This window comes from Pseudomonas sp. PVC-3-1, assembly GCF_057444315.1.
Genome location: NZ_CM172023.1, coordinates 1,356,535 through 1,374,149 on the forward strand (window position 1 = coordinate 1,356,535; position 17,615 = coordinate 1,374,149).

15 protein-coding genes are annotated in these 17,615 nt (G+C 64.1%); 6 read left to right on the plus strand and 9 right to left on the minus strand.

Translation table 11 applies throughout. The features are described 5' to 3' along the window. The first annotated feature begins 62 nt into the window (after positions 1-62). Complete coding sequence (locus tag AC2T4A_RS06420) at positions 63-494, plus strand: DUF4399 domain-containing protein (RefSeq protein WP_138524398.1); 432 nt, start codon at positions 63-65, stop codon at positions 492-494. 171 nt (positions 495-665) lie between these two features. Here AC2T4A_RS06420 and serA read toward each other — a convergent pair whose 3' ends face one another. Then, positions 666-1,895 (minus strand): phosphoglycerate dehydrogenase, encoded by a 1,230-nt coding sequence (serA, locus tag AC2T4A_RS06425; RefSeq protein WP_486742927.1) that lies wholly within the window; start codon positions 1,893-1,895, stop codon positions 666-668. A gap of 190 nt (positions 1,896-2,085) precedes the next feature. On the opposite strand from serA, the gene AC2T4A_RS06430 reads away from it, so the two are divergent. From AC2T4A_RS06430 to AC2T4A_RS06445, 4 genes are all read left to right on the plus strand, one after another. Then, on the plus strand, positions 2,086-3,480 hold the full coding sequence (locus AC2T4A_RS06430) for an FAD-binding oxidoreductase (protein ID WP_486742928.1): 1,395 nt from the start codon (positions 2,086-2,088) through the stop codon (positions 3,478-3,480). A 157-nt stretch (positions 3,481-3,637) separates the two neighbouring features. After that, the gene (locus AC2T4A_RS06435; protein WP_045215570.1) at positions 3,638-4,303 is read left to right on the plus strand and encodes a fumarylacetoacetate hydrolase family protein; all 666 of its coding nucleotides are present in this window, start codon (positions 3,638-3,640) and stop codon (positions 4,301-4,303) included. 82 nt (positions 4,304-4,385) lie between these two features. Beyond that, on the plus strand, positions 4,386-5,306 hold the full coding sequence (locus AC2T4A_RS06440; protein WP_486742929.1) for an SdiA-regulated domain-containing protein: 921 nt from the start codon (positions 4,386-4,388) through the stop codon (positions 5,304-5,306). 119 nt (positions 5,307-5,425) lie between these two features. Continuing rightward, positions 5,426-5,809 (plus strand): NirD/YgiW/YdeI family stress tolerance protein, encoded by a 384-nt coding sequence (locus AC2T4A_RS06445; RefSeq protein WP_486742930.1) that lies wholly within the window; start codon positions 5,426-5,428, stop codon positions 5,807-5,809. A 164-nt stretch (positions 5,810-5,973) separates the two neighbouring features. Here the strand turns inward: AC2T4A_RS06445 and AC2T4A_RS06450 are convergent, their stop codons facing one another. The 7 genes from AC2T4A_RS06450 to AC2T4A_RS06480 all read right to left on the minus strand — a co-directional run bounded on the left by AC2T4A_RS06450 (position 5,974) and on the right by AC2T4A_RS06480 (position 14,420). Continuing rightward, positions 5,974-7,005: a histone deacetylase family protein gene (locus AC2T4A_RS06450; RefSeq protein WP_478377665.1), complete on the minus strand. Its 1,032-nt coding sequence runs from the start codon at positions 7,003-7,005 to the stop codon at positions 5,974-5,976. Positions 7,006-7,060: 55 nt separating this feature from the next. Further along, positions 7,061-8,470, minus strand: a complete 1,410-nt coding sequence (locus tag AC2T4A_RS06455; RefSeq protein WP_416748917.1) for an APC family permease — start codon at positions 8,468-8,470, stop codon at positions 7,061-7,063. Between the two features lie 389 nt (positions 8,471-8,859). Beyond that, on the minus strand, positions 8,860-9,909 hold the full coding sequence (locus AC2T4A_RS06460; RefSeq protein WP_478377666.1) for an ABC transporter substrate-binding protein: 1,050 nt from the start codon (positions 9,907-9,909) through the stop codon (positions 8,860-8,862). Positions 9,910-9,952: 43 nt separating this feature from the next. Continuing rightward, positions 9,953-10,741 carry an ABC transporter permease gene (locus AC2T4A_RS06465; protein WP_045215587.1) on the minus strand — a complete coding sequence of 263 codons (789 nt, stop codon included), beginning with the start codon at positions 10,739-10,741 and terminating at the stop codon, positions 9,953-9,955. Next, positions 10,738-11,655 (minus strand): ABC transporter permease, encoded by a 918-nt coding sequence (locus AC2T4A_RS06470; protein WP_478377667.1) that lies wholly within the window; start codon positions 11,653-11,655, stop codon positions 10,738-10,740. The genes AC2T4A_RS06465 and AC2T4A_RS06470 overlap by 4 nt, the downstream gene beginning before the upstream one ends. After that, positions 11,652-12,701, minus strand: coding sequence for an ABC transporter ATP-binding protein (locus tag AC2T4A_RS06475; protein ID WP_478377668.1), 1,050 nt, complete (start codon positions 12,699-12,701; stop codon positions 11,652-11,654). Before AC2T4A_RS06475 ends, AC2T4A_RS06470 begins: the two co-directional genes overlap by 4 nt. 702 nt (positions 12,702-13,403) lie before the next feature. Then, a complete protein-coding gene (locus tag AC2T4A_RS06480) occupies positions 13,404-14,420 on the minus strand; it encodes an AraC family transcriptional regulator (RefSeq protein ID WP_416748926.1) in 1,017 nt (338 codons plus the stop codon). 149 nt (positions 14,421-14,569) lie between these two features. Between AC2T4A_RS06480 and AC2T4A_RS06485 the strand changes: the two genes are divergently transcribed. Further along, positions 14,570-15,493, plus strand: a complete 924-nt coding sequence (locus AC2T4A_RS06485; RefSeq protein ID WP_416748928.1) for an SdiA-regulated domain-containing protein — start codon at positions 14,570-14,572, stop codon at positions 15,491-15,493. A 21-nt stretch (positions 15,494-15,514) separates the two neighbouring features. Here AC2T4A_RS06485 and AC2T4A_RS06490 read toward each other — a convergent pair whose 3' ends face one another. After that, entirely contained in the window at positions 15,515-17,458 is a 1,944-nt protein-coding gene (locus AC2T4A_RS06490; RefSeq protein WP_486742931.1) for an autotransporter outer membrane beta-barrel domain-containing protein, read from the minus strand. Positions 17,459-17,615: the final 157 nt, after the last annotated feature.

Below are 17,615 nucleotides of genomic sequence, written 5' to 3' on the forward strand. Positions count from 1 at the left end.
TGAGGCGAGGCCGGCCTGAGCGGCTCCTTCGCCTTTCGATTTCCATGTAGAAGGAGAAGAACATGAGAACCCTGCTGCCTTGCCTGGGCCTTGCCGCGCTGCTCGCCGGCACTTCCGCCGTTGCTGCCGACATCCCGCGTACCCCGGCTCCGGAAGGCGCGAAGGTGTACTTCATCGAGCCGGCCGACGGTGCCACGGTGGACAAGACCTTCACCGTCAAATTCGGCCTCAAGGGTATGGGTGTTGCGCCGGCGGGCGTGGATTCCCCGGCCACCGGCCACCATCACCTGCTGATCGACCTCAAGGAGCAGCCGGCGATGAACCTGCCGCTGCCGATGACCGACCAGATCAAACACTTCGGCAAGGGCCAGACCGAGACCCAGGTGACCCTGCCTCCGGGCAAGCACACCCTGCAGCTGCTGGTAGGCGACAAGAACCACGTACCGTTCGACCCGCCGGTGGAGTCGCAGCAGATTACCGTCAACGTGAAGTAAATCCGCAAGGCTGACGTTCTTGTAGGAGCGAGCTTGCTCGCGAACAATCCCGCAACGATGCGGTTCGCGAGCAAGCTCGCTCCTACAGGGGGGCGCCTCTCGCCGTTGCGTCCGGTGCGGAAACAAAAAAGGAGGCCCGAAGGCCTCCTTTTTCTTTACCGCAATCAGCGCTTAGAACAGCACGCGGCTGCGGATGGTGCCGTTCACGTGCTGCAGCTTCTCCAGCGCCAGGTCCGAGTACTCGGCGTCGACGTCGATTACCACGTAGCCGACCTTGTCGTTGGTCTGCAGGTACTGGCCGGAGATGTTGATGCCGTTGTCGGCGAACACCTTGTTGATCTCGCTCATCACGCCCGGAATGTTCTCGTGGATGTGCAGCAGACGGTGCTTGCCCGGGTGCGACGGCAGGGCCACTTCCGGGAAGTTGACGGACGAAACCGAGGTGCCGTTGTCGCTGTACTTGACCAGCTTCTCGGCTACTTCCAGGCCGATGTTGGCCTGGGCTTCGGCGGTGGAGCCGCCGATGTGCGGGGTCAGGATCACGCGGTCCAGACCACGCAGCGGGGTTTCGAACTCGTCGTCGTTGGACTTGGGCTCGACCGGGAACACGTCGATGGCAGCGCCGATCAGGTGCTCGTCCTTGATCGCGGCGGCCAGGTGGTCCAGCTCGACCACGGTGCCACGGGCGGCGTTGATCAGGATGCCGCCTTTCTTGATAGCGCGGATTTCCTTCTCACCGATCATCCACTGGGTGGACGGCAGTTCCGGTACGTGCAGCGAGACGATGTCGGACATGCCGAGCAGCTCGTGCAGGTTGCCGACCTGCTGGGCGTTACCCAGCGGCAGCTTGGTCACGGTGTCGTAGAAGAACACCTGCATGCCCAGGGCCTCGGCCAGGACCGACAGCTGGGTGCCGATCGAGCCGTAGCCGACGATGCCCAGCTTCTTGCCGCGGATCTCGAAGGAGTTGGCTGCGGACTTGATCCAGCCGCCGCGGTGGCAGGAAGCGTTCTTCTCCGGGATGCCGCGCAGCAGCAGGATGGCCTCGGCCAGTACCAGTTCGGCAACCGAACGGGTGTTGGAGTAGGGCGCGTTGAACACGGCGATGCCGCGCTCGCGGGCTGCGTTCAGGTCGACCTGGTTGGTGCCGATGCAGAAGCAGCCGACGGCGATCAGCTTCTTGGCAGCGTCGAAGACTTCTTCGGTCAGTTGGGTGCGGGAGCGGATACCGATGAAGTGGGCATCGGCAATCTTTTCCTTCAGCTCGTCACCGGACAGTGCGGTCTTGAGGTACTCGATGTTGGAGTAGCCGGCCGCCTTGAGGGTGTCGACGGCGTTCTGGTGCACGCCTTCAAGGAGAAGGAATTTGATCTTGCTCTTGTCGAGAGAAGTCTTGCTCATCTGCTTTGAACCTGTAGTCCCGGGATGTGGCGAGAAATTGAACAGCTCAGGCCGGACCGGCCGGTGCCAAGCTTGGCGCCAGGTGGCGATCTGCGTGGGGTGCGTATGCTAGCATGTTCTCCCTTTTCCTTGCCCGGTTGCGACCTGAGCTGTTCTCAGGACGACCATGAACCATTTGAGAGTTCCTCCAATGACCCGCGACGCCCTGATCGAATCGCTCAAGCCCCTGCTGGATGCCGGGAAGCTGCTGACAGACGCCGATTCCCTCGACACCTATGGCAAGGATTGGACCAAGCATTTCGCCCCGGCACCCCTGGCGATCGCCTTCCCCAAGAGCACCGAGCAGGTCCAGGCCATCGTTTGCTGGGCAAACGAGCACAAGGTCGCGCTGGTCCCCTCGGGCGGTCGTACCGGCCTCTCTGCCGCTGCCGTCGCCGCCAACGGTGAGCTGGTCGTGGCCTTCGACTACATGAACAAGGTGCTGGAATTCAACGAATTCGACCGCACCGTGGTCTGCCAGCCGGGCGTGATCACCAAGCAGCTGCAGACCTTCGCCGAAGAGCATGGCCTGTACTACCCGGTGGACTTCGCATCGTCGGGTTCCAGCCAGATTGGCGGCAACATCGGTACCAATGCCGGCGGGATCAAGGTCATTCGCTACGGAATGACCCGCAACTGGGTGGCTGGCATGAAGGTCGTCACCGGCAAGGGCGACCTGCTGGAGCTGAACAAGGACCTGATCAAGAACGCCACCGGCTATGACCTGCGCCAGCTGTTCATCGGCGCCGAAGGCACCCTGGGCTTCGTGGTCGAGGCCACCATGCGCCTGGAGCGCACGCCGAAGAACCTCACCGCGATGGTCCTCGGCACTCCGGATTTCGATTCGATCATGCCGGTGCTGCACGCCTTCCAGAACAAGCTGGACCTGACCGCCTTCGAATTCTTCTCCGACAAGGCCCTGGCCAAGATCATGGCCCGTGGCGACGTGCCGCCGGCCTTCGAGACCGACTGCCCGTTCTACGCCCTGCTGGAGTTCGAGGCGAGCACCGAGGAAGTGGCCAACGAGGCGCTGGCCACTTTCGAACATTGTGTAGAGCAGGGCTGGGTCCTCGATGGCGTGATGAGTCAGAGCGAGCAGCAACTGCAGAACCTGTGGAAGCTGCGTGAGTACATCTCCGAGACCATCTCCCACTGGACGCCCTACAAGAACGACATCTCCGTCACCGTCGGCAAGGTCCCGGCCTTCCTCAAGGACATCGACGATATCGTTGCGGCCAATTACCCCGACTTCGAAGTGGTCTGGTTCGGCCACATCGGCGACGGCAACCTGCACCTGAACATCCTCAAGCCCGAGAACCTGACCAAGGACGAGTTCTTCGCCAAGTGCGCGACCGTCAACAAGTGGGTGTTCGAGACGGTACAAAAGTACAACGGCTCCATCTCGGCCGAGCACGGTGTGGGCATGACCAAGCGCGATTACCTGGGTTACTCTCGCTCCGAGGCTGAAATCGGCTACATGAAGGCGGTCAAGGCAGTGTTCGACCCGAACGGGATCATGAATCCCGGCAAGATTTTCGCCGAATAAGTCGCTGCATATAGAGGGCCGGCTCTTTGGATAGAGGGGCCGGCCCTTCGCACGTCAGCGCCACGGGAAGTGGCGCGTGCGCCGGCAGGATGCGGGCAACCGCGCGGGATCACGAGCCCCGCGCGGAACATCTCTTCCATGCGTTCAGGAGTCGGTCATGAGTTACCAGCATCAGTACGTCGATGGCACCCCGATCCATTTCACCCTGGGCAAGGTGGTCTGCGTCGGCCGCAACTACGCGGAGCACGCCAAGGAGCTGAACAACCCGGTGCCGACCGAGCCGCTGCTGTTCATCAAGCCCGGTTCCTGCACAGTTTCCCAGGCGGGTGGCTTCGCCATCCCTGAAGATCGTGGCTCGGTGCACTACGAGGCGGAAATCGCCGTGCTGATCGGCAAGCCGCTGTCGCGCAAGCCGAGTGCCGAGGAAGTTCTGGACGCCATTTCCGGCTATGCCCCGGCGCTGGACCTGACCCTGCGCGACGTACAGGCCAAGCTGAAGGAAAAGGGCTTGCCGTGGGAGCTGGCCAAGTCCTTCGACGGCGCCTTCGTGCTGGCGCCCTTCGTCAGCGCTGACCATTTCCCGGACCCGACCGACATCGGCATTCGCCTGGTGATCGACGGCGAAGTCCGCCAGGACGGCAACAGTCGCGACATGCTCAACCCCATCGTGCCGCTGATCCAGCACATCTGCGGGCACTTCTCGCTGCAGCCGGGTGACGTGGTCTCCACCGGCACCCCGGTCGGCGTCGGCCCGCTCAAGAGCGGCAGCGACGTGGTGCTGGAACTTCCCGGCGCCAGTCGATTCGAAAGCCGCGTGCTTTAACACCGTTGTCCCGCCGAAGGCCGCCGTTTGTGCGGCCTTCGCTTGTTGCGGGGCGCCTTCGTGCTGATCAACAAGAGTCGTCATGACCATGTCCGTCCTTCGTCCCCGCTGGCTACTGCTGGCTCTGCTGCTCGTGCTGATAGTGCTTGGCGTCCTGACCTCGCTGTTCCACTGGGATGACCGCGCGCGCCTGTGGCTGCGCGAGCAGGACACCAGCGCGCAGTCCCGCGCCGAGAGCATCTGGCTGCCGGGCTATACGGCGGTGATCCAGGCCAGGCCGCTCAAGGGTGGCATCGAAGGACAGGAGACGTCGGACCTTGCCTATAACCCGGTGACCCGCACGCTCTTCACCGTCACCGGCAAGAAACCGCTGCTGGCAGAACTGTCGCTCAGCGGTGACGTGCTGCGGGTAATCCCGCTGCTGGGCATGGCCAACCCCGAAGGCGTCGCGGTGCTGGAGAACGGCAATGTCGCGGTGACCGACGAGCGCCAGAACTCCCTGACCATCTTCCATGTCGACCCGCAGACCCGTGAGCTGAGCACCGAGAAGCTCTCCAGCTTCGACCTGGGCCAGCGCGGCAAGAAGAACAAGGGCATCGAAGGTATCGCCTGGGACCCACGCCAGCACCGCTTGCTGCTCGGCCAGGAGCGCGACCCGATGACACTGTTCAGCCTTGCCAGTGATGGCAGTGCCAGCCTGAGTGGTGCGCTGCAGGCGCTGCCCAGCGAGCAGTTGATGATGCGCAACGTGTCGGCGCTGAGCATCGACCCGCGCACCGGCCACACCCTGGTGCTGTCGGCGGAGTCGCACCTGCTGCTGGAGCTGGACGAGAAAGGCGAGCCGGTGAGCTTCATCAGCCTGCTGGGCGGGCTGAACGGCCTGCACGAGAAAATCCCGCGCGCCGAAGGAGTCGCCATCGACGAGCAGGGCACCATCTACATGGTCAGCGAGCCAGACCTGTTCTACGTGTTCAAACGTGAGGCGCAGGCGGCGCAGGATTGATTCAGATCGGAGTAAGCGGCGGTTTTGTGGTCTTAAGCTTGGATTAAGTCCTGATTCAGGCTGGTTTCAGCCATGGACACTAAGCTGAGCCCATCGAAAACGCCCAAGGAGGCACTTCCATGAAACTCCGTCATCTCCCCCTGATCGCCGCCGTTGGCCTGTTCTCCACCGTTACCTTCGCCGCGGGCGGCTACACCGGCCCGGGCAGCGATGCCCAGCCCGCTGCAGCCGCTGCCGGCCAGATCGCCACGGTGAAGCAGGCCCAGGCCGCCGCCGATGACACCAAGGTCGTGCTCGAAGGCACCATCACCAAGCGCATCAGCAGCGAGCACTACGAGTTCAAGGACGCCACCGGCAGCATCCAGGTCGAGATCGACCACGACGATTGGCCGGCGGGTACTTCGGTCTCCGAAAACACCAAGGTGCGCCTGACCGGTGAAGTCGATCACCACAAGCAGAAGCCCACCGACATCGACGTGGACCGCGTGGAAATCCTCCAGTAATCCGCGCTCGATAAAAAAGCCGCGCCGGGAATTCCCATCCCCGGCGCGGCTTTTTTTGGCTCTACTGTAGGAGCGAGCTTGCTCGCGAACCCTGGCGTTTCGCCGATTTTCCCGGCGTGCCCGGTCGGATTTTCGCGAGCAAGCTCGCTCCTACAAAACAGCTCTTAGCCGATGCTTTCGAAGCCCTGCAGCACGTTGATCGCGTTGATGCCGATCTCTTCCACTGCATAACCGCCTTCCATGACGAACAAGGTCGGCAGGCCGAGCTTGCCGATGGCCTCGCCCATGCGCAGGTAGTCCGGGCTGTCCAGTTTGAACTGGGAGATCGGGTCTTCCTTGTAGGTATCCACGCCCAGCGACACGATCAGCACGTCCGGCTTGTACGCCGAGATCTGCCGGATCGCCGCCTGCAGCGCCAGGCTCCACACCGACCAGTCGCTGCCCGAGGCCAGCGGGTAGTTGAAGTTGAAACCTTCGCCCACACCCTGGCCCTTTTCGTCGGCGTAGCCGAGGAAGTAGGGGTACTCGAAGCGCGGGTCGCCGTGGATCGAGGTGAACAGCACGTCGGCGCGATCGTAGAAGATGTCCTGGGTGCCGTTGCCGTGGTGGTAGTCGACGTCGAGGATGGCCACGCGGTTGGCGCCCTGGTCGAGTATCGACTGGGCGGCGATGGCCGCGTTGTTGAAGAAGCAGTAACCGCCCATGAAGTCCGCCGAGGCATGGTGACCCGGCGGGCGGCACAGCGAGAACACCGAGCGCGCGCCCTTGGCCAGTTCGGCCTGGCCAGTCATTGCCACGTTCACCGAGCTGAGCACCGCCTGCCAGGTGCCGGCGGTGATCGGCGCGCCGGCGTCCAGGCTGTAGTAGCCCAGGCGCCCGTCGATGCTGTCCGGCTCCTTCTGCCGCAGGCGGCGGGTCGGCCAGCAGATCGGCAGCATGTCGTGGGTCCGGCCGGTGGCCAGCCAGTCACGCCAGGCATGCTGCAGAAACCGCACGAAGCCTTCGCTGTGCACCCTCAGGATGGGGTCCAGGCCGAAGTCGCGCGGGGCCTGGATTTCGCCCAGTTTCACCGCCTTGGCCCGGTCCAGCACCATGTCGGCGCGGCTGGGCTTTTCGAAGCAGGGGGTGAACTGGCCGCCGATCAGCTCATGCTGACCGTGGTGCAAGCGATGGTCGTCGGTATAGATCGTCAACATCACGCGCTCCTGAGGGCGCCTCCGGGCGCCCGTTGGGTTCTGAGTAGCTGGGCCGTCAGGCGTTTTCCTCGAAATTCACACTCGGTGCCTTGCGACGGAAGCCGCCGGTATGCACCGCCAGATAGGCAAAGCCGACTGCGAACCAGCTCAGGCCGACGATCAGCGTCAGCTGCGAGAGGCTGGTCCACAGCCACAGGGTCAGGCACAGGCCGATGAACGGAATCGCGCCATACAGCAGGACGTTCTTCGCGCCGCGACGGCGCTCCACGCCCAGGTAGGTGCGGATCACCGCCAGGTTGACCACGGAGAAGGCCACCAGCGCACCGAAGCTGATCATCGAGGCGAGGGTGGTCAGGTCCAGCACGATGGCCAGCAGCGAGATCGCGGAGACCACCAGGATCGCTACCACCGGCGTCTGGAAGCGTGCGTGCAGGACGCCGAACAGGCTGCGCGGCAGGATACCGTCACGGCCCATGGTGAAGATGATGCGCGATACCGAGGCCTGGGACGCCAGCGCCGAGCCGATGCAGCCGGCGATATAGGCGGAGGTGAAGAAGTTGCCGAGGAACTGGCCGCCGGCCTTGAGCATCACTTCGTTGGCCGCCGAGTCGGCGTTCTGGAACACGCTGCCGGGGAACACCAGCTGGCTGATGATTGCCAGCAGGGTGAACATCAGGCCGGCGATGACGGTGGTGATGATGATTGCGCGGGGAATGTCGCGGCGGGCGTCGCGGGTTTCCTCGGCCATGGTCGAGACCGCGTCGAAGCCCAGGAACGACAGGCACAGAACCGCGGCGCCGGCCATCAGCGGGGCGAAGCCGGGCTGGGTACCGTCACCAACGAAGGGCAGGGTGAAGTCGATGGCCGCGCCACCGCTCAGGGTCTTGATCGACATGACCACGAACACCGCGATGAACACCAGCTGCGCGCCGACGATCACGTTGCTCATGCCGGCCACCTGGCTGATGCCGACGACGTTGAGCACGGTGACCAGGGCGATGGAAGCGACCACGAACATCCAGGCCGGGATTTCCGGGAAGGCGATGTTCATGAACAGGCCGATGAGCAGGTAGTTGATCATCGGCAGGAACAGGTAGTCGAGCAGCAGCGACCAGCCGGACAGGAAGCCGACCACGGGGCCGAAGCTCAGGCTGGTGTAGGAGTACGCGGAGCCGGAAATCGGGTACTTGCGCACCATGAAGCTGTAGGAGGCTGCGGTGAACAGCATCGCCAGCAGGGTGATCAGGTAGGCGCTGGCGGTACGGCCGCCGGTCATCTCGGTGACCACGCCATAGGTGGTGAACATGGTCAGCGGGACCATGTAGACCAGGCCGAAGAAGACCAGGGCGGGCAGGCCCAGGACGCGTTTCAGGCGGGCGTCGGCGCTGGCCGGGGTGCCTTGTTGGGTGCTCTGTGGAGCGCTCTTTGAAGTCGGAGCAGTGCTGGCGCTGTGTTGGCTGGCCATGGGGGAATCCTCGCGATTTTTATGATGGCTTGCGGGCGGGCGGCGTTCGGTGGCCGTCCTGATGTCGTCGGCTTACGGCTCAGCCGCAGCGCTGACGACGCGCGAGGAATGAGGGTGTGTGCTGCAGGTTGACGCAAAAGCTGGTCATGGGCGTTCTCGGGGCATTTGTTCTTGTGGATAACGCGCTCGCGTTCCCTCGGGATATCCCTGCGCCATCTGCGATGGTGCAAGGGCTGGCCGCCTTTCCAGCCGCTCCCTGCGCGAGCCGCCCGACTCTAGCAACCGAGGTCACCGGGCAGAACCCTGCAAAGGGTCAAAAAGGGATCGAAATGGCCAAAATGGCTGTCAGGATCACCCGGCGCGCACCGCCGCGCCGGGTGACCTCCCGGTCACTTCTTCAGCTTGGTCCAGACCTTGGAGCGCAGTTGCAGGGCCTTGGGCGAGCAGAGCTTGAAGGGCTTCAGGCGATCCAGTTTGTCTGTCGGGGTGTTGATCGCCGGATCGTCGAACAGCTCCTTGTCCATGAACTTGTCCGAGCCTTCGATCGCGTTGTTGTACTTGGCGAAGTTGGAGGCCAGGGCGATGTTCTCAGGCTGCATCATCCAGTTCAGGAAGGCGTGGGCCTCCTTGATGTTGGTGGCGTCCTTGGGAATGGTCAGGTTGTCGATGAACAGGCGCACGCCTTCCTTGGGATAGACGTAGACCAGGCTGGCGCGCTGGGCGTGGGCGCGGTGGAAGGCGCCGTTCCATTGCTGGTGCATGGAGACCTCGCCGGCGGCCATGCGCTCGATGGTGCCGTCGCTGTTGTACATGGCCAGCATCGGTTTCTGCTTGAGCAGCAGGTCCTGGATCTTCGCCGCCTCTTTCGGGTCCTCGGTGCACTCGTCGACGCCCAGGTAATAGGACGCCGGGGCGTAGAGCTCTTCGATGGAATTGAGCGCGACGACCTTGCCTTTCAGCTCCGCCGGCGGCTCGAAGAACGGCTTCCAGCTTTCATCCAGCTTGCCGCCAGGGACCTTGGCGCTGTCGTAGCTGTAGCCGGTAGTGCCCCACAGGTAGGGCACGGAGTAGTCGTGGCCCGGGTCGTAGGTCAGGGTCTTGAACTTGTCTTTCAGGTTCGCCAGGTTCGGCAGCTGCGACTTGTCGAGCTTCTGCAGCAGGCCTTCCTTGACGAAGATCTCGATGAAGCTGTCCGACGGCACGACCACGTCGTAGGCGCCGCCGCCGGCCTTGAGTTTGGCCAGCAGGGTTTCGTTGCTGTCGTAGGAGTCCAGGGTGGCGTGTATGCCGGTGTCCTTCTCGAACTTCTTCAGCAGCTCCGGCGGAAAGTAGTCGGACCAGTTGGCGAAGTGCAGGGTGCCGTCGGCGTGGGCGCTGCCGGCCAGCAGCAGGCTGGCGGCGACGAGCGCGCGGGCGATGGGGGTACGGCGGAATTTCATCGGTGAAGCTCCTTGCAATGTTGTTTTGTTTGGCGGCAGGAGGTCAGCGGCGACGCTGGCCGACGTAGTACGACAACGCAACGAACGCGATGGAAATCAACAGTATTATTGAAGATATGGCGTTGATCTTCGGGGAAATCCCCATTCGGATGGAGCTGAAGATGTACACCGGCAGGGTGGTGGCCCCGGCGCCGGCGACGAAGTAGGTGATGACGAAGTCGTCCATCGAGATGATGAACGCCAGCATCGCCCCCGACACGATCCCCGGCGTCAGCAGGGGGAAGGTCACCTTCCAGAAGGTCTTCCATGGCGAGGCATAGAGGTCCGCCGCCGCTTCCGCCAGCCGTGGGTCCATGCCTTCGAGGCGGGCGCGGATCGGCAGGTAGGCGAAGGGAATGCAGAACACGATGTGCGCCAGCAGGATGGTGAACAGCGACAGCTTCAGGCCGATGAAGGCAAAGAACATCAGGGTCGCCACGGCGGTGACGATCTCCGGCACCAGCAGCGGCAGGCCCAGTACACCACTCATCAGCGTCTGCCCGCGGAACGAGCGACCGCGCATGCCCAGTGCAGCGAGCGTGGCCAGGGTGGTAGCGACGACGGTGGCCAGGGTGGCGACGATCAGCGAGTTCTTCGCCGCGCGAAGGATTTCCGGGTCGTCCGCAACGACCGAGTACCACTTCAGGCTGAAGCTTTCCCATAGCGTGGCCGATTGGCCGCTGTTGAAGCTCAGCACCACCAGCACGAAGATCGGGATGTAGAGGAAAGCGAAGAACAGCCAGGCGGCGGGCCGGACCCCGGTGAAGCGCCAGAGCGGGTTGGCCGACTTCATGGATGACCTCCCGACGCGCCCTGTTTGAACCGCATGCTGTAGATCATCATCGCCAGCAGCACGAAGGCCAGCAGGGCGAAGGACAGCGCTGCGCCGAACGGCCAGTTGTGCGCCGTGCCGAACTGCAGCTGGATCAGGTTGCCGATCATCAGCGACTTACCGCCCCCGAGCAGCTCGGGAATGATGTAGCTGCCCAGCGACGGGATGAACACCAGGATGCAGCCGGCGACGATGCCGGGCATGGCCAGTGGGATGATGATCCGCTTCAGCGCCTTCCAGCGGTTGGCGCCCAGGTCGAAGGCCGCTTCCACCAGGCGCCAGTCCATCTTCTCCAGGCTGGTGTAGATGGGCAGGACCATGAACGGCAGGTAGGTGTAGAGCAGGCCGATGATCACCGCGTTGTCGGTGTAGAGGATGCCCAGGGAGGCGTCAGAGAAACCCAGCCCGTGCAGCCCCTCGTCGATCAGCCCGCCGTTGCGCAGCAACAGCATCCAGGCGTAGACCCGCACCAGCAGGTTGGTCCAGAACGGCACCGTGACCAGGAACAGCAGCAGGTTGCGCCGGCGTTCGTCCTGCAGCGCCAGGTACAGCGCGGTGGGAAAACCGATCAGCACGCAGCCCAGGGTGGTCAGGATCGACAGCCAGAACGAGCGCTGGAAGATGCCCAGGTAGTCGGCGTTGAACGCCAGGCTGTCGTCCAGGTCGCGCTCCCAGAGGAAGTTGATATAGGCCTCGATGGTGTGCTGGCCCCACTTCACGCCGCCGTAGTCCCCCGGTGCCTGGATCGACACGGCGAACATGATGCCCAGCGGCAGGACCAGGAACACCACCAGCATGATCATCGCCGGGCTGGTCAGGGCCAGGCGATTGAACAGTGATTTGCGTTCCGCTTGTGCGCGTAGTGTTGTACTCATTCGGCCAGCACCCGGATGGCGGTGGCGGGAACGCGGACCCGCACCCGCGCGCCGGGCGCGTGGGTGGAAAGGGCGCCGTCGCGGTTCTGCTGACGGACCCGGAAGCCGCCCTGACCGGCGACGTTGAGGTGGTACACGGTGTCGGTGCCGACGTAGACGATGTTCTCGACCACGCCTTCGAGCTGGCCGTCCTGCGCGAGCTCGGTGCGCTCCGGGCGGATCGCCAGGGTCACCTTGCCGGGCAGAGTGGTGGCGGCCGGCAGCAACTGGCCGTCGGCCAGGCGCACGTTGTCACCGCTGGATTCGCCTTCGAGGAAATTGGTCTCGCCGATGAAGTCGGCCACCAGGCGGTTGACCGGCGCCTCGTAGATCTCGGTGGGAGTGCCGATCTGCATGACCTTGCCACGGCTCATCACCGCGATGCGGTCGGACATGGTCAGCGCTTCTTCCTGGTCGTGGGTGACAAAGATGAAGGTGATGCCGGTCTCGTGCTGCAGGCGCTTGAGCTCGATCTGCATTTCCTTGCGCAGCTTGAGGTCCAGCGCGGAAAGCGATTCGTCGAGCAGCAGTACCTTGGGCCGGCTGGCCAGGGCGCGGGCCAGGGCGATGCGCTGTTGCTGGCCGCCGGAAAGCTGGTCGGCGCGGCGCTTGCCGACGTCGGGCAGGCGCACCAGGTCGAGCATCTTCTGCACGGTGGCATCGATGTCGCGGCGCTGCTTGCCCTGCATCTCAAGGCCGAAGGCGATGTTCTCCGCCACGGTCATGTGGGGGAACAGGGCATAGCTCTGGAAGACGGTATTGACCGGGCGCTTGAAGGGCGGAAGGCCTTCCATCGCGTCGCCGTATAGGCGAATGCTGCCGGAGGAGGGTTGTTCGAAGCCGGCGATCAGTCGCAGCAAGGTGGTCTTGCCGCAGCCCGACGGGCCGAGGAGGGTGAAGAACTCGTTGGCGCGGATTTCCAGTGACACGTCGTCCAGGGCCTTGAGGCCTTGTCCGGGTGTACCGAACTCCATGCATATCCGCTCGATGGTGATCGCGCTGGTCATGCTCGTACCATGCAGTTAAGCAGTTGTTATTGTTGAGGTTTTACGGTTTCTAGGACCGTTTCACCTAGCTGCGGATTGATAATGACCAAGCGCCGGGACGCGCAGAACGATAGATCAGGCCAATAAGGGATAAATCAGGCCAAGTTGAAAATGCCGTCTGAAATGCTGGATTTCGGGCGTCAGCGGTGTGTCGTCTGCCGGGCTTTTTGTAGGAGCGAGCTTGCTCGCGAACCGATCGGCTCCGGCGCGTGGACTGGCTTTGCCCTCTCCCCAGCCCTCTCCCTGAAGGGAGAGGGAGCCGTCTGGAGTTCTTCGGATGGAATGGAGTCAGCCGGCGAGCGTGGGGCTTTCCGCTTGCTGCGGAAAGTCCCCTCTCCCTGAAGGGAGAGGGAGCCGTCTGGAGTTCTTCGGATGGAATGGAGTCAGCCGGCGAGCGTGGGACTTTCCGCTTGCTGCGGAAAGTCCCCTCTCCCTGAAGGGAGAGGGAGCCGTGCGGAGTTCTTCGGATGTAATGGAATCAGCCGGCGAACGCGGGACTTTCTGCTTGCTGCGGAAAGTCCCCTCTCCCTTAAGGGAGAGGGGGGCGTGCGGAGTTCTTCGGATGTAATGGAGTCAGCCGGCGAGCGCGGGACTTTCCGCTTGCTCCGGAAAGTCCCCTCTCCCTTCAGGGAGAGGGTTAGGGAGAGGGGTGCCGGTCTGCACCTAGCCCCGATACAGGCTCGGACTCGCCCCACTCCAGCGCTGGAAGGCATGCCGGAAGCTGGCCGTCTCGCTATAACCCAACTGCTCGGCGATCAGGTAGATCGGCAGGTCAGTATCCTTGAGCAACTGCCGCGCACGGTCGAAACGCACCTCGTCGAGCACCTGTTGATAACTGGTGTTCTGCTGCTGCAGGTGACGGCGCAGGGTGCGGGTGGAACGGTGCAGGTGGCGGGCCACGGTGTCCAGGTTGGCGGTGTCCTGCAGGTGGCTGGCCAGGTGCTGGCGCAACTGGTCGATCACGTCGCCGCGGCTGCTGAGCATCGCGCTCATGCGCAGGCATTGCTGCACACCATTGTGGCAGCTGACCGGGTCGGCCAGCGGCAGCGGCCGGTCGAGCAGCGCCGGGCTGAAGCACAGGGCGCTGGTGGGTGCACCGAAATCCACCGGGCAGCCCAGGCGCTCGGTGTAGGTCTCGGCGTGCAGCGGTGGTCGGTAGGCCAGCAGCATTCGCCGCGGCCGCACCGATTCGCCGAGCAGATCGCGGATCACCGTCAGCAGCGACGTCAGGCACAACTCGGTGTTGAACACCGTCAGCTCCGGCGCGTAGCGGTACCCGTCGGCGGTCAGGTGAACCTCGTCGCCCTGCGGCGTCAGCGCCAGGCGGAAGTAGGTGCCGAGCAGTTCGGGGAATGACAGTGCCAGGTGCAGCGCATCGCGCAGGGTGCGGCTGGCGAGCATGCTATAGCCGAGGATGCCGTAGGCCGAGACATGCATGCGCAGGCCAAGGTAGAGGCCCAGCGCCGGATCGTGGTGGCAGTTCAGGGCATTGGCGAAGACCCGCAGCTCCTGAGCGTGGGTGATCAGCTTTTCCGGGGTGAGCAGGTCCGCCTCCCCGATGCCACTGCCCTCCAGCAGCTTCGGCCGCGGCACGCCGGCGTGGTGCAGCACTTCGGTCGCCAGCACCACGGTGTGCAGGGTTGCCTGCTGGCGTTGTTCGGGAAGCAGATGCTGGGCCATCGATACGCCTCTTGCAGTCACTTGCAAAAGAATCACGGGACAGTCTTGCGCTAACCTGACTCTAGCCTGCCCGCGGTTGCTGGTGGCCTTTAAGTTTGGCTTCAGGCGCTGCTGTCACTCTGCCACGCCATCCCCACCCCGAGTCCTCCATGCGCCGTCTGCTCAAACCCCGCCGTCTGTTCCTGCTGCTGGCGCTGATCGCCCTGGCCCTGCTGCTTGCGCTGGGCCAGAGCTTCCGGGTCTACGAGCGCGGCTGGTTCAAGTTCAACGAGTGGCGCCACGCGGCGCAGTGGCAGGAGCAGTCCATCTGGCTGCCCGACTACCGCGTGGTGCTGGAGGCGCAGCCGATCGAGGGGCTGGAGGACAACGTCTCGGCGCTGACCTACGACCCGGACCGGCAGACCCTCTTCACCGTCACCAACAAGCAGAACGAGCTGGTGGAGCTGTCGCTGGAGGGCAAGCTGCTGCGCAGGATCGCGCTGCACGGTTTCGGCGATACCGAGGCCATCGAATACATCAGCCGCAACGTCTATGTGATTACCGACGAGACCCACCAGCGCCTGCTGCGTGTGGAACTGCGCGACGACACGAAGGAGTTGAACGCCGAAGACGCCCAGCAGCTTGCCCTGGCCCTGGGGCGCGGCGGCAACAGCGGCTTCGAGGGGCTGGCCTACGACTCGGTGGGCAAGCGCCTGTTCGTCGCCAAGGAGCGGCATCCGGTGCATATCTATGAGGTGCGCGGCTTCCCCTACGAGCAGTCGGAGCAGCCCATCGCTGTACACGTGGTGGAAGACCTGCAGCACAACCGCAACCTGTTCGTTCGCGATCTTTCCAGCCTGCAGTACGACGAGCGCAGCGGGCACCTGCTGGCGCTGTCCGACGAATCCCGGCTGGTGCTGGAGTTGAGCGCCGACGGCGAACCGATCAGCTCACTGTCGCTGCTGCGCGGCATGCAAGGCCTGCGGCGCAGCGTGCCGCAGGCGGAGGGCATCGCCATGGACGACCAGGGCACGCTGTACCTGGTCAGCGAGCCCAATCTCTTCTACGTGTTCAAGAAGCGCGAGGCGCACTGAGGGCGCCTCGCTTTCCCGCGATCAGAACTGCCACTGCACGCCGAGGGAGTAGGACGCCTGGCTGCCCTCGCTGTGGGCGAAGCGTGAGTTGGCCTCGGCGAATACGCCCAACTGCTCGGTGACTGCCAGCAGGGCGCCGAGCTGGGCGCGGCCGAAGTCCTTGTCCACGTCGCCCAGGTCGGCGACGCGGGTGCGGCCATCGCCCAGGGCGGTCAGGGCGATATCGTCCAGGCGGCCGTCGGCCAGTTCCTTCACCCAGCGCACGCTGGCGTAGGGCTGCACGGCCATGCGGTTGCCCAACGGCAACTCGCCGCGCAGACCCCAGCCAAGGCTGGCTTCGACCGAGTCATAGTCCTGCTTCTCGTAGCCCAGCGCAGTGCGCAGGTCGTCGTCTTCGTTGAAGTCGTCGATCTTGTAGTGCACATAGTCGAGCCCGCCCTGCGGACCGGTCTTGATGCCGGCGATGTCGAAGTCGTAACCGCCGTCGACTCGTGCACCCCAGAACCAGGCGTTGGTGTCGCCGTCGATGCGCTGGTCGAGCAGTACCGGGCCGTTCTTCGCCTTCAGGTAAACCGAGCGCTTGCTGTCGAAGTCGGCATAGCCGGCGCTCAGTTCGCCGCCCAGCCAGGCCGGGCCACCGTCGTTGAGCAGGCCGTAGAGGCCCAACTGCCAGGTTTCGGCCTCCAGGCGGGCGCTATGGTCCATATTGTCGCGGCTACGCTGGAAGCTCAGGCTACCGCCGACGGTCAGGGCCTCGCTGGCGCGGTAGTCGCCCAGCAGGTTCACGCCGGCGCGATGCGAGCGCGGGTCGCCGGGCATGTCGAAGCCGCTCTCGGGGCTGGTCTCGCCCTCCACGCCCACCGCGCCGTCGAAGCTGCCGACCGGGCGCGAGCTGCCCAGCAGCGTCAGCCAGCGGCGGTCATGCAGGCGGGTCAGGGCCAGGTGCTGGCGCTGCAGTTGGTCTTCCATTTGCCGCGCCATGGCGCCGCCGGAGGCGGTGGAGGCGAGCAGGTCGGCGTTGGTGAGCTCCAGCACCAGGCGGGTGAGCAGGCGCGAGAAGTCGCGCAGGCGCTGGTCGATGCGCTCCTGGCCGAAGGCCCCGGTGAGTACCTGTTCATTGTCCAGCGTTGGGTTGTGCCAGGTGGCGCCGCCAGGAATGGCGGGATTGTCGGTCTGCTCGTAGCCGTCCAGATCGCCCAGTTCCCAGTTGGTGGCTTCGATGAACAGCACCGGGACGTTCAAGCCCTCGAAGCTTTCGCCGTCACTGCAGCAACCGGTGCCGGCGGGGTATTCCTCGTTCAGGCCGGGGTTGGTGAACAGCGGGATCTTCAGTTCCTGGGCGATGCGCAGGAGCTGGTCGCGGTAGGCGCCCAGTGCGGGGTTGTCGACGCTGTTGAAACCGGCGTGGGCGTACATCTTGTCGCCGGTGATCAGGCTGTCGAGATTGATCATGCCCAGCAGGTTGCTGCGCTGCTCGTCGCTGAGCGAGGCGACATAGGCGCGGGAGCCGCGCAGGCCCTCTTCCTCGGCGCCGAAGCCGACCACTTCCAGGCCGTTTTCCAGCGTGATGCCGCCCAGGTTGCGGGCGATCTCGGTCAGCACGGCGGCGCCCGAGCCGTTGTCGTCCAGGCCTTGCAGGGTCGGCCGGCCGTAGTAGGTATCGTAGTGAGCACCCAGTACCACGTATTGGCCGCTGCTGCCCGGGGCACTGGCGATGACGTTCTGCGAGCTGCGGTTGCCGGCCCAGGTGAAGTCCTGGACCTGCGTCTGGTAACCGAAGCCCAGGCGCGACTGCATCAGTGCGGTGGCGCCGGCGAAGCTGGCGGTGCCACGGTAACGGCCCGGGTACTCGTTGATCAGGGTGTCGAGGGTGTCCCCGGCATACTCCCCGTATTCGTAGGCGTTGGCGTCGGTTGCCAACGCAGCGCAGCCCAGGCTGACCGCAACAGCTATAGGTTTGAACACGGCACTTTCCTCTGTGTCGATTGGAATCGCATCGGTCTTCGATGCGTGCGCCGGAGGAAAGCAGGATGCAGGCCGGTTCGCCGGAGATGGGCGGAATTTGACGCGTCAGTGACCGAGGGTGTCGCGCCACTGTAACAGTAGTGATACACGGCCGGCG